General features: G+C 33.9%; 13 protein-coding genes. 10 read left to right on the forward strand and 3 right to left on the reverse strand.

Annotated elements, in window-relative coordinates:
* The first annotated feature begins 122 nt into the window (after positions 1–122).
* From MQX03_RS07405 to MQX03_RS07450, 10 genes are all read left to right on the forward strand, one after another.
* Positions 123–1,421 carry a hypothetical protein gene (locus tag MQX03_RS07405; protein WP_242802343.1) on the forward strand — a complete coding sequence of 433 codons (1,299 nt, stop codon included), beginning with the start codon at positions 123–125 and terminating at the stop codon, positions 1,419–1,421.
* Between the two features lie 209 nt (positions 1,422–1,630).
* A complete protein-coding gene (locus tag MQX03_RS07410) occupies positions 1,631–2,635 on the forward strand; it encodes an AAA family ATPase (RefSeq protein WP_047442535.1) in 1,005 nt (334 codons plus the stop codon).
* Between the two features lie 80 nt (positions 2,636–2,715).
* Positions 2,716–3,579, forward strand: a complete 864-nt coding sequence (locus tag MQX03_RS07415; protein ID WP_129534502.1) for a DUF58 domain-containing protein — start codon at positions 2,716–2,718, stop codon at positions 3,577–3,579.
* A gap of 49 nt (positions 3,580–3,628) precedes the next feature.
* A complete protein-coding gene (locus tag MQX03_RS07420; protein WP_242802344.1) occupies positions 3,629–4,525 on the forward strand; it encodes a BatD family protein in 897 nt (298 codons plus the stop codon).
* Positions 4,518–5,510 carry a VWA domain-containing protein gene (locus MQX03_RS07425; protein WP_242802345.1) on the forward strand — a complete coding sequence of 331 codons (993 nt, stop codon included), beginning with the start codon at positions 4,518–4,520 and terminating at the stop codon, positions 5,508–5,510. Before MQX03_RS07420 ends, MQX03_RS07425 begins: the two co-directional genes overlap by 8 nt.
* Positions 5,510–6,517 (forward strand): vWA domain-containing protein, encoded by a 1,008-nt coding sequence (locus tag MQX03_RS07430; protein WP_242802346.1) that lies wholly within the window; start codon positions 5,510–5,512, stop codon positions 6,515–6,517. Before MQX03_RS07425 ends, MQX03_RS07430 begins: the two co-directional genes overlap by 1 nt.
* A 98-nt stretch (positions 6,518–6,615) precedes the next feature.
* A complete protein-coding gene (locus MQX03_RS07435; RefSeq protein WP_242802347.1) occupies positions 6,616–7,350 on the forward strand; it encodes a tetratricopeptide repeat protein in 735 nt (244 codons plus the stop codon).
* Positions 7,350–9,089 carry a BatD family protein gene (locus MQX03_RS07440; protein WP_242802348.1) on the forward strand — a complete coding sequence of 580 codons (1,740 nt, stop codon included), beginning with the start codon at positions 7,350–7,352 and terminating at the stop codon, positions 9,087–9,089. The genes MQX03_RS07435 and MQX03_RS07440 overlap by 1 nt, the downstream gene beginning before the upstream one ends.
* Before the next feature lie 44 nt (positions 9,090–9,133).
* Positions 9,134–9,736 carry a MarC family protein gene (locus tag MQX03_RS07445; protein WP_129534498.1) on the forward strand — a complete coding sequence of 201 codons (603 nt, stop codon included), beginning with the start codon at positions 9,134–9,136 and terminating at the stop codon, positions 9,734–9,736.
* 5 nt (positions 9,737–9,741) lie between these two features.
* Positions 9,742–9,936, forward strand: coding sequence for a hypothetical protein (locus MQX03_RS07450; protein ID WP_242802349.1), 195 nt, complete (start codon positions 9,742–9,744; stop codon positions 9,934–9,936).
* 171 nt (positions 9,937–10,107) lie between these two features.
* On the opposite strand, the gene MQX03_RS07455 is transcribed toward MQX03_RS07450, so the two are convergent.
* The 3 genes from MQX03_RS07455 to MQX03_RS07465 are packed head-to-tail and all read right to left on the reverse strand — an operon-like array spanning position 10,108 to position 13,074.
* Entirely contained in the window at positions 10,108–11,070 is a 963-nt protein-coding gene (locus MQX03_RS07455) for a chorismate-binding protein (RefSeq protein WP_242802350.1), read from the reverse strand.
* A 24-nt stretch (positions 11,071–11,094) separates the two neighbouring features.
* Positions 11,095–11,928 carry an outer membrane beta-barrel protein gene (locus tag MQX03_RS07460; RefSeq protein ID WP_242802351.1) on the reverse strand — a complete coding sequence of 278 codons (834 nt, stop codon included), beginning with the start codon at positions 11,926–11,928 and terminating at the stop codon, positions 11,095–11,097.
* Between the two features lie 51 nt (positions 11,929–11,979).
* Positions 11,980–13,074, reverse strand: coding sequence for an RNA polymerase sigma factor (locus MQX03_RS07465; protein ID WP_242802352.1), 1,095 nt, complete (start codon positions 13,072–13,074; stop codon positions 11,980–11,982).

Consider the following 13,074-nt stretch of genomic DNA (forward strand, 5'->3'; position numbering starts at 1 on the left):
TGCAAATGTATCAAAAATATATTAAAATAAATAAATATTTATAATTAAATTATCTTAATCAATTGCGAATAATCAAAATAAATTATTAAATTCGCACATTATTAACTATTGATCTATTAAAGATGAGAAAGAAATTACTTTTATTTTTATTGTTGGCGACTTTGATGTCTAATGCCCAAATAAATTTGAACATTGGAAGCACAGATGTAGGAGTAGCACCTGTAAGTAGTTTTTTTTCATACTCTTACGTTCAGCAGATATATCCTAAACAAGAAATAAATGCTAATTCTGCAGGGAATATTACGGGCCTAATATTTTATGTAGATCCTTCAGTAACTATCTCAGATTCTTCAGATTGGACTGTATATCTTGGTCTTAGCTCAAAAACCGCTTTCACTTCCAATACAGATTGGGTTCCTGTAACGCAGCTTACTCAAGTATTTACAGGAACGGTAACTAATAATAATGGTCAGGTTGTGGTTACCTTTACAACCCCATTTGCTTATAACAATACAGATAATTTAATAATTGCTACAAAAGAAAACTCGCAAAGTATTGATATTAATAATTTCAGCGAAGTTTTCCGTGTTTATCAGCATCTTCCATCTTCTACACTTTATTACACAAGAGATCTTGCAGTGATTGACCCTGCATCTCCACCAGCAGGTTTGAGAGCTGGTTATAAATCATCAGTTACATTTTCAGGACTAACTCCTAATACAACTCCTCCTTGCCCATTTGTTACCTATCCGGCAAATAATCAGCAGATGGTTCTTTTATCTCCTATTATTAAATGGCTTCCGGTACCTGTGGCAAATTCTTATAAAGTTTCAATAGGAACTAGTGCGGGAGCTACAGATGTTGTTAATCAACAGGTAGTACTTACTAATAGTTTCACTCCATCTACTCCTCTTGTACAAAATACAAATTATTATTTGAGGGTTACTTCTGTTTCAGGTGGTCTGGAATCTTCTGGTTGTACAGATGTTGTCTTTAAAACTATTCCACCGCCGCCGGCTAATGATGTTTGTTCGGGTGCTTTAGTAGCCACTGTTTTCCCTTATGTTTACACACAAGCTGACGCTGCATCAGCTACCAATAATACTGGATTTATAACTACTTGTCCTGATGCGATGAATGACGGTACTTGGTTTAAATTCACAGGAGATGGTGGTGTGTTTAATATTAAAGTAACTATGCCTGCAAGTAGCGCTGATTTTGATCCTCAAATGGGAGTTTACAGAGGTAGTTGCGGTAGTTTAATATGCGTTGGTACATTAGATAATAACGGCGGTGGCGGTACGGAATCTGCTAATTTGACTACTACAGTGGGTACAGTTTATTATATCAATGTAGGATCTTATGAAGAGACTGTAGATGTTCCGGAAAATGTATTCACTTTAACTATTACGAAACTATAAAAAATAACTTATGTTTTTTATAAATTGATCCTGTTTGTCAACTGATAAACAGGATCAATTTTTCATAATCGCAAAAAAAAATCAATATATCATATTGATTACCTTATTAGCTATAAAATATTTAACAAATTTTAACTCAAAAATGGCATTTATTGTGTTGATTAATGCAAGTATTTATCAGAAATTTACCACTTATTTTAATTTAAACTATGTCAGATTCATATCAAGCAGAAGACATTCGTCAACTCACAGAGAAAGTAAGAGAACAGAATTATTTCTTTTCACTTTTGAGGCAGGAAATCAACAAAGTAATTATCGGACAAGAATACATGATAGACCGACTTTTGGTTGGGCTTCTAGGTAACGGTCACGTTTTACTTGAAGGGGTTCCCGGGTTGGCAAAAACATTGGCGATAAAAACCTTGGCGGAGGCTGTTCATGGTGATTTTTCAAGAATTCAGTTTACGCCAGATTTGCTTCCTGCAGATGTTGTGGGAACGATGATTTATAATATTAAAGAAAACGATTTTTCTATAAAAAGAGGTCCTGTTTTCGCGAACTTCGTGCTTGCAGATGAGATCAACAGGGCTCCGGCAAAGGTTCAGTCAGCACTTTTGGAGGTGATGCAGGAAAAGCAGGTGACGATTGGTGACGAAACGATGCATTTACCAAAACCGTTTTTAGTGTTGGCAACGCAAAACCCTATCGACCAGGAAGGAACGTATCTTTTGCCTGAAGCACAAAGCGACCGTTTTATGTTGAAATGTACCATTGATTATCCCGAGTTTGAGGATGAAAGAAAGGTTATGAGAATGGTTTCCACTTCTCATCAGTATGACGTAAAACCTGTAATTTCATTACAAAATATTGTTGAAGCAAAATCAATTGTCAATCAAATTTATTTGGATGAAAAAATTGAGAAATATATTCTCGATATGGTTTTTGCAACCCGTTTCCCTGAAAGATATGGTCTTTCAGAATTGAAGAATTATATCAGTTTTGGAGCTTCGCCAAGAGCGTCGATTAACTTGGCCATTGCGTCTAGGGCTTATGCATTTTTAAAAGGTAGAGCTTTTGTAATTCCTGAAGATGTAAAAGAATTGGCAAAAGATGTCTTAAGACACAGAATTGGATTAACCTTTGAAGCGGAAGCCGAAGAAATTACTTCTGAGGAAATTGTGAATAGAATTTTGGCTAAAATACAGGCACCATAATCTATAATTGATAAATGATTATTTATAATTGATGTTGTTGTATCGATCATTAATTATCATTCATCATTTATATTGAAGTTATGCAGATAAAAGACATCATAAAAAAAGTAAAGCAAATAGAAATTCGTACTCGCAAGAAGACGGAAGCTTCCTTGATGGGACAATATCACAGTGCTTTTAAAGGTCAGGGAATGACATTTTCTGAAGTTCGCCCTTACCAATTTGGTGATGAAATCCGCAGAATCGACTGGAATAAAACGGCACGTTTCCGTGAGCCTTTTGTGAAAGTGATGGAAGAGGAGCGTGAATTAACGATGATGATTTTAGTTGATATTTCTGCTTCAATGGACTACGGAACAAAAACCCAACTGAAAAGAGAGTATGTCGCAGAAATTGCCGCAAGTTTAGGGTTTTCAGCAGCCGGAAATAATGATAAGGTGGGTTTGATTTTGTTTGCAGATAAAGTTTACAAGGTGATTCCACCACAAAAAGGAAGAAAACATATTTTGTCAATTATCAGTAATATTCTGACGGCAGATTATATTCCTACGGTTTCTAAAATCGATAAATCTTTAGAATACATGATGGGAATTTTCAAAAGAAAATCGTTGGTGTTTTTACTTTCAGATTTTGGAGATGCCTATGATTCTAAAATGCTTCGTGTCGCTTCAAAGAAACATCAGCTTTTGGGAATGAGAATTTTTGATGAGAAAGACAACGAAATTCCTGATGTTGGTTACACGCTTTTCAGCGATGTAGAAACGGGGAAACAAGTTTGGGTCAATACGTCAAACGCAAGATGGAGATATACATTTGCGGAAGCTCAAAAACAAAAAATTAGAGCGTTGGAAGAAGATTTTGCCAACAGTTCGGCAAGCTTTATGAATATCAGTACGGGCGATGATTACTCAAAATTGTTGTATCATTACTTTCAGAAGAAATAAATTTAAATTAAAAATAAATTAGGCATTAGCCGAAATTGACTATTTAAAATTGAAAAAATTAGTATTACTCTTATCATTTTTCATCTGTGCAAATGCTTTTTCGCAGATACTTTCCTCGAATCTTGAAAAGAAGACCCTGGCTCTAGGTGAAGTCAACCGCTTTACCGTGAAAATTGATAATCTGAACAATCAGGAAGTAAAAGCTGCACCAAAAGACAAGTTGCTCCCTTTTCATTTTGAAGAAATTAAAGACAGTATAGGGATTCAACCCAATTCTTATCAGAGAAATATTGAATTTTCAGTTTTTGAAGAAGGAAAATATACCATTCCCGAGCTTGAATTTAAAGTAGGAGACAGGGTTTTAAAAACAATTCCTTACGAAATTGAAGTAATCAACACTGCTCAAAAAGGCGACCCGATCAACGATATTATGAACAATAAAGATGTCAAGCTGGAAGTTACAGATTATTGGCAGCTTTATAAATGGTATGTTTTGGGTGCTTTGGCTTTGATTGCTTTAATAATTGCCATTTTTATGATTGTGAAATACGGCAGAAAATCTAAAGATTCTCCGGTTGTGGCAACCAATCAGACTTTGAAAGAACTAGACTCATTAAAAAAGAAAAAATATATCGAAGACGGAAATTACCGTTCGTTTTATGTGGAGTTAATCGATATTTCAAGGAAATTTTTGGCCAAACAATACAGAATTCCTGCAGATGTTTTGTTGACTGACGATTTGGTTCAGCTGATGAAAGAAAACAATACCATTTCGCAGGACAATGAAAAGATCATCGAAGATGTTTTCTTCAGAGGCGATCTGGTGAAATTTGCCAAAACGTTCCCGGATCAGCAGATGATGGAAAAAGATTTTAACGAGATCAAAGACTTTGTGAAAAGATCATCAAAGGATATAGAATTTGAAAACCTGAGAAAAGATGCTTAATTTCGAGTTTTACAGTCCGTGGTTTTTATTTCTTTTCCTTTTGTTTATTCCATTATTGATCAGAGATATCAGCAGAAAAAAACTGAAAGGAATAAAAGTTCCTACCGTTCAGAATATGAACTCAAGCAGTGGGATTTTACCTGTTTTGTTTTTACTTAAAATTTCAAAGTACATCATTTTATCGTGTCTCTTCATTGCGATGGCGAGACCGAGAACGTTTACCATTTCTCAGGACAGAGACGATACCAAAGGGGTAGATATTATGTTTGCAGTCGATGTGTCGTTGAGTATGTTGTCTAAAGATCTTTCACCAGACCGACTGACAGCATTGAAAGAAATTGCCATTCAGTTTGTTGAAAAACGACCGAATGACCGGATTGGAGTCGTAACTTATGCTTCTGAAGCTTTTACCAAAGTTCCCGTGACTTCCGATCATCAGGTTGTGGTAGATGAACTTAAAAATCTGAACACTGCTGAGCTTTATCCCGGAACGGCCATTGGTGAAGGACTTTCTGTTGCGGTAAACCATCTTCGCACAAGCAAAGCAAAGAGCAAAATCATTATTCTGATGACCGATGGGGTGAATAATGTTCAAAATGCCATCGCACCACAAATCGCTGCAGAACTGGCGAGAAGTAATGATATTAAAGTGTATTCAATTGGTGTAGGAACCAATGGTGTCGCTTTGATGCCGACTGAAGTTGATATTTTTGGAGATTTGGTTTTTACTGAAACTCAGGTGCAGATTGATGAGCCCGTTTTAAGAGAAATCGCTGAGGCAACAGGCGGAAAATATTTCCGTGCTACGTCAAACAGTAGTTTGGAGGAAGTTTACAGCGAAATCAATCAACTTGAAAAGACTGATGTGAAAGTTTCAAAACTTTACAATTATCAGGAATATTTTACAATTTTCCTTTGGGCTGCTTTGGGAATGCTATTTTTTGACGCATTATTGAGATGGGTATTATATAAATTTTTAAGCTGATGGAATTGTATTTAGGAAATTATTGGTACTTATTATTGCTGTTGCTTTTACCGGTCTTAGCTTTTTTTCTGATCAGATATTTAAAATGGAAAAACAAGAGAAGAGAAGTTTTTGCAGACAGCCGTTTTCATGAAGCTTTATTCGAAAAAAAATCTGGCTTTATTAAAATATTTCCCGTTTTATACTTTTTGGCAACTTTGTTTTTGATTTTTTCAATCATCGATTTGCTGAGTGGTTCTGAAGAGGTGACGACCAACCAGAAGTTCAATAATGTTATTTTTATGCTGGATGTTTCCAATTCTATGAATGCGGAAGATATTTCGCCGAGTCGTTTGACGGAAGGTAAAAATCTGATGATTCAGACAATGAAGAAACTGAAAAATGATAAAGTGGGAGTGATTATTTTTGCAGGTCAGGCAACTTCTATTATGCCGCTCACAACGGATTATAATTCTGCGGAAACGTATATTAGCGGTGTTGAAACCAATTCAATTAAAATACAGGGAACAGACTTTTTAAAAGCGATGCAAACTGCGGTTGATAAATTTATAAATATCAGTAAAGGTTCACGAAAAGTCATTCTTCTGAGTGATGGTGAAGATAATGAAGGAAACGACAATGCTGCTATAAAACTAGCCAACAAAGAAGGGATTATTGTGACTTCCGTAGGAATTGGTTCAGACGAGGGCGCACCTGTTCCGGAATACGAGTTTGGTCAGTTGATGGGATATAAAAGTGATATGAACGGACAAACCGTTATTTCTAAAAGGCAGACCGAAGCGCTGCATAAGATGGCAGAATCTACCGGTGGAACTTATATTGATGGTAATAATATCGACGAAGCTCCCGATAAAATCGTTGAAGCCTTAAACAAAAAAGCATCATCAACGGCAACTTTGGTGAAATCTCAAAACGCTACTCATTATTATCAGTACTTTTTGGCGGTTTCTATTTTCTTCTTTCTGATTATTTTTCTATTTAATCCTAAAAGAGATTTTAATGTTTGATTTGCTTTTGTTAAAATCTTAAGCTGGTGAATACTTTAACCCAATTTTAACAATTAAAAGACTGTTTCTTAACATATAAAGGAATAATTTTGCAAGGGATGAATACTAAAATTTTATTTTTATCGTTTATGATTGTTTTCTGTTGCTCAGGCGCATTGTTTGGGCAGAAAAGCTATAAGACTTTGGTCTATGAGGGCAATCAGAAATTCAACGGTAAAGATTATGATGGTGCGTCGTCAAGATACATGGAAGCGGTGAAATCGAACGAAAAAGATTTTACGGCACATTACAATTTGGGTAATGCTTTGTACAAGAACAAGAAATATGAAGAGGCAAAAGGAGAGTTTGAAAAGGCACAGCGTCTTTCCCAAACAATTCCAGATAAAGCGGCAGCTTTGCACAACTTGGGGAATACGTATATGCAAATGAATCAGCCTGAGAAGGCAGCTGATTTTTATAAACAATCGCTGAAACAAGATCCTTACAATGAAGCAACGAGAAAGAATTTTGAAATTGCCAAATTAAAGGAAAAAGAAAATCAGCAGAAGAAAAATAAAGATGACAAATCCGGCAAAGGCGGCGGAGGCGAAGATCAGCAAAAAGATAAAGATCAAAAAGGCGATTCTAAAGATAAAGGAGAAGGTCAGAAAAGTGAGGGCAACAGCCCAGAAGGAAATCAGCCCGATCCTAATAAAAATAATCAGGGCAAAATGCCTAAAGATCTTCAAAACGCAATACTGGATAAAGTAGGCGAGAAAGAAAAAGAAACTGCCAAAAGGATTTTAAATAAGAATTCTTATTCGTTGCCTCAAAGCAATGAGAAAGATTGGTGATGAAACAAAAATTGATTTACATATTGTTGACTTTTGTCTCCGTAATTGCTTACGGACAGGTAGAACTCAATATGAAACCTGACAAAACCGACTACAACGGTAGAGATATTGTAAATCTAACGATTACCTTAGAACTAAACGGCGATAATCTGGTTCAGCAAAGTAAGATTCAGCTTCCGGACTTATCAAAGTTTACGATGATTGGAAATGGGTCGTTTAACCAAATGGTTAGAGATCCCGAATCTAATGTTGCCGTTGAACAATATGTTACTAGAATTGCCTTAGAACCGAAACAAAGAGGGAAAATAAGAATAGGTTCTGTCTTGGTGACTGTCAATAACAAAATCTATAAAACTGAGCCTTTCGATATTTTCATTCGTGATATTGAGAAAAAGCCAATTGCAAAAAATACTGATAATGACGTCTATCTCAATATGGAAATTGAAGATAGAGATGTATATCAAAATCAGCCAACAGTCGCAGTTTTGAGGGTGTATTCTAAAAATATAGACAACCTTAGAAAAGTAAGACACATCAATCTTCCGGAGCAGGAAGATATCAATGTACATCCTATTAATTTTCATAAATCAGACATCGATCCATCGGGATATAGCAACATGCCTTCGCAGGTTTTGGCAATGTTTATTGTATTTCCAAATGAGTCAGGTTATGTTGAAGTGCCATCTGTTTCAGCTTCAGTAAATTCTTATTCTAGCAAAAATAAAATTGTTTCTAATAAGGTAAAACTTAATGTTAAAAAGCTTCCTGAAGGTTCACCGGAATGTTTTAAAGATGCTGTAGGAAATTTTAAAGTGGATGTTTACCACGAATCTAAAGAAAAAATTGAGGCTAAAAAACCGGTTAATGTTATTCTGAAAGTTTCAGGAGAAGGGAATTTAGCAGATATGCATTTGCCTAAAATTGAAAGTTCCCCAGATTACGAAGTTTTTGCTCCAAAGATCACTTCAAAAGTTGTAGCTGGAATTGAGGGAATGAAAGGGTATATTTTAGCCAATTATGTTTTAATTCCAAATAAATCTGGTCAGCTTAATATTAAAACTGAAGAATTTGCTTTCTTTAATCCTTCAGAAAAAGAATATGTAAATCTCGGGAAGGAAACCTTAAATCTTACGGCTTTTTCACATGATGAGGTTTTAGAAGCCCGCACAACGGTTGAAAAAGTAAACGAATATACCAATACACTGCTTGAAACTGTCAATAGTCCGGTATTAAAGACGACGACTTTCAAAGTAAAAGAAAAAAGCCGATTTAATTGGAGCATTCTTTTGATTAATGCAGGAATTCTTTTAGGCTTATTTATTGCGTATTTGTTGTTTAAAAATTGGCAAAAAAAGCGTATTGTAATTAAAGAAAAAATAGCTTCAAAAAAACCTCTTGGTTCTGTTGCAGAAACTGAAAGAGAAATCAGAGAAAGCCTGAAAACTGATGTCGGTGATTATTTTACATACTTGGAAAATCTTAAAGATAGTCAGAGTTTTGATGAATTTTTTAAGACGGTAGATGAGTTGGACTCTGAAGTTAGAAACCAGTATTTCCAAAGTTCTAAAGATGATTTCAGACAGTTTTTAGAAAATTATAAAGGAAATGCAGTGGCAGAAGAATACCGAAATCTTTCTCAAAGGATTCAGATTGAAAAATATACACCAGTAAAATCTCAGGAGGGAATTTCTGAACTTCTGAAAGATATTATCAATTTGTATTCTCAGATTAGTAAATAATCATTTTTTATTCATAATTTTGCGAAATTAATAATTATTGAATAATGGAGATTTTTGACGATTTTTCTATCAAAGAAACGGTAACTTGTTTTATGGTGCTTTTTGCGGTGATTGACATCATCGGATCTATTCCAATTATCGTTAGCTTAAAGCAAAAATTCGGACAAATTGAAGCGAGAAGAGCGTCAATCACTGCCGGACTAATCATGATTGTATTTCTTTTTGTAGGAAATAAGCTTTTGAAATTTATTGGTGTAGATGTGAACTCATTTGCGATTGCCGGTGCAGTTGTAATTTTTGTGATTGCTTTAGAAATGATTCTAGGTATCGAAATCAATAAAACCACAGAAGCAAAAGCTGCATCTATTGTTCCCATTGCGTTTCCTTTGGTTGCAGGTGCAGGAACTCTTACGACAACATTGTCATTACGTGCCGAATTTCATGATATCAATATCATTCTGGGGATTATTCTCAACACAATTTTCGTATATTTGGTGCTGAAATCTGCTCCTTGGCTAGAGAAGAGAATGGGAGAGGCGACTTTGTCGATTCTACAGAAAGTTTTCGGGATTATCCTTTTGGCAATTTCAATCAAATTATTTACAGCAAATTTTGCTCAACTAATACAAGCAAACATTAATTTTTAATTATCATGCAGAAGTTTTATAAAGTATTTTTGATCGTGTTTATCATTATTATCGCAATCAACATTTATGCAATAGATTGGCATTCAGAAATTTCATCTGAGGACAATATGAAATATGTAATTTCAATTATTTGTGGTGTAGTCGGACTTTTCGTACTCTTCATTATGAATACTTGGAGTAAAATCGGATTAAAGAAATAATCATTTCTGATATAAAATATAATCCTCTTTCAGTTTTTGAGAGAGGATTTTTTTTGCTTTAAAATAATTGATTTGAAAGTGTTCTAAACTAATGCTTGTGATTGAGTAAAGTCATCCGCATAATTTTAGAAGTTTATCCGCATGAATTGAGTAAGTGTCATCCGGTTAATTTTAAAAAGAAAGGTTTTTCAAAACGGCTTCAGATTTCAATTCCGTTTCTCTCCATTCTTTTTCAGGATTGCTTTGAGGTGTTATACCGCCGCCAACGAAAAGGTGTACTGAATCGCTGTATAATTTTGCACAACGTAAGTTGACGAAGTATTGAATGAAATCATCTGTTTCAATTCTTATAAATCCTGCGTACAATTCTCTCGGAAATTTCTCAAACTCCTGAATTTTATCTTTACAAAAATCTTTTGGAATCCCGCAAACTGCAGGTGTTGGGTGAAGTTCTTCTATGATGAAATCAAGATCTTCAGGATTTATTTTCAATTTAAAATCAGTTTTTAAATGTTTAATATTTCCTGAAATGTGATCATAGGTTTCAGATTCCTGAATTTCAGATTCTGTATTGAATTTTTCTAAAACATTTCTGATGTAAGATGAAACGGGTTTTTGTTCTTCAATTTCTTTATCAGTCCAGCTCTCAGACGTTGGTATAGTGCCTGCTAAACTCATTGTTTCAAACTCGTGAGTAGATTTATTGAATTTTCCTAAAACCTCCGAAAAAGCACCCATCCAAGCTTTGTTTTCTTTAATAAAAATATATCGAAAAGCGTTTGGATAAGCTTTACATAGGTTATTAAAACTTTCCTTTAAATCGATTTCATTAAAGTCTGTGAAAATCTTTCTTCTTGAAATTACCAGTTTTGGAAGTTGATTTTTCTTGATGACATCAATAACTTCCTGAAGTTTTTCTAAATATTCATCATGGGTTTCCGCCGAAAATTCGGTTTCGTCTTTAGCTAATAATTGATTAGAGAATCTTTCTGAAATAGTGTTGACTTCAATACAATTCCCATTAAAATTGACACTTTCAGCTTGATCAAAAGACTTGAAAATGACTGCCTTTTTATCTATATTTTCGTCTGTAGAATAGAGTTTTTCGTCAAAAGGAAATTTGAAGTAAATCATAAATTGAATGCTTAATGAAAACATCTATTTGGAAATGACATAAGAAATTCCCAGATTGAGTTTTCGTTCAGCAAAGGTATTATTAGTCTTAAAAATGTCAAAATCAAATGAACTATTTTTTAAAGATAAATTGTTTGACGAATACTGTTGATAATCGGCAGTGATCAATATTTTTGGTAAAATTCGATATTGAAGTCCGAATGAAAATCCTAAATTGAAATTGCTGCTTTTAAAGTCATCAAGTTTATTTAAAACCTTGTTTTCAGGAACTAAAAATTGCATTTTGTAACTGTTTTTATTTAAAGCAAACCCAATAAAAGGTCTGAATTTTCTCCATTCGTACAAAACTTTTAGCTGTGCGGTGTATTCAAAATGTTTGTTGTTGAATCTTTGAAAAAGCAGTGGCTGACTGTCTTGCGTAAAATAAAAGCCGTTCAGATAGGTGTCTTTTTTGTTTGCATCGAGATCAAAAGTTGAGTTCCAGCGGTAGACATTGGCAGATAACATCAGATATAAATTAGAAGTTACACTTTTAGAAATCCAGATTCCAAGATTTTGCCCGAATTGTTGTTTGTTGCTGCTGAGTTCTTTCGCCCAAGTTGATTTTTTTAAGCCGATTCCAGCTTCTATACCGTATTGAAATGTAGACAAGAAACTGTTTTTTTTAATTTCTTTTTCTTCTTCAATTTTGAAAATCCGTTTTTTAATCGATAATTCGTTTAATGTAGGTAAGGCTAAATTGATGTCTCGAAATTTGCTTTTAATCGCTTTTTCAAAATAAATCGTGTCATATACAATTACTTTTTCATAAACATAGACGGTATCTACTTTTGTTTTTTGTGCCTTAACAAATTGCAAAAATAATAGGGTAAAAATTAAGAAAAATTTTCGGTAAAACATATAGGGGAATTAGTTTTCTCTTTCAATGAAAATAGTATCTCTTTGAATGATTTTTTTTACAATAATAACTTTTTTTGGAGCATTTTCAATTGAATCTTTTTGTTTGATTGCTTTTTCTTTTGCCTTATTTTCGATTGCAATAGGTTTTTGAATTTCTATTTCTTGATTTAATTTAACTTCATTCAATTTTTTAAGATCAGCTTGTGTTTTCTCATTAATTCCAGGTTGTGCTTGAAGAGGAATGTCATTTTTCTGAATGTTTTCTTTAACCAAATTATTTGAGGATTCTTCAGTAGAAAATTTTTGGAATAATGAGCTGTTATTTTTATTAATATAAACCGAAAAGAAAAGTACGATTAAAAGAGTCGTTGCGATGATTATTTTATTCTGAAGATTTTTATTGGAAACAGATGATGAAAAACTCCTTGTGATAGCATCTTCAGGAACAATAAATTCTTTCTTCGGAGAAATGCTAAAGTCTAAAAATTTAGTTTGAAAAGTCTGCGCTAAGGCCAACCCGCCAAAACCTAGGAAAACCAATAGCTGGGTGGTTTTCTTTTTATTTTTGGGTGTGTTTCCATTGACGAAATTATTTAATAAATAATTTTGGACTGATTTTTTGGCTCTTAATAAATGTGATTTTGAAGTATTCACAGTAATTCCTAACAGTTTTGAAATTTCTGCATGAGAATTTTTTTCAATAAAATACAGATTAAAAACAGAACGGTGATGTAAAGGCAAACTATCAATCGATTTCAGGAGTTCTTCTCTGGTGAAATCATATGCTAAAACGTGATTTTTTTCTGTGGAAGAGTTGTTCATTTCGGTCAGTTGTTCCGGGATTTCTGATATTTCTTTAGAAACGAAAATTTCTTTGGAGCTGCTTCGTAAATACTGTAGAGCATTATTCACAACAATGGTTTTAAGCCAGCCAAATAATGCATTTTCATCTTTCAATTGATGGCTTTTTTGCATTGCTAAAATAAAACTGTCCTGTAAAAGATCTTCTGCGGTCTGTAAGTCTGCGATGTATCTACGACAAATCCCCAAGAGTTTTGGGGAATGGTCGAGATAGATTTTTTGCCAGTTGATTTTATGCATCAT

This window comes from Chryseobacterium aahli (assembly GCF_022699665.1).
Taxonomy (GTDB): Bacteria; Bacteroidota; Bacteroidia; order Flavobacteriales; family Weeksellaceae; genus Chryseobacterium; species Chryseobacterium aahli.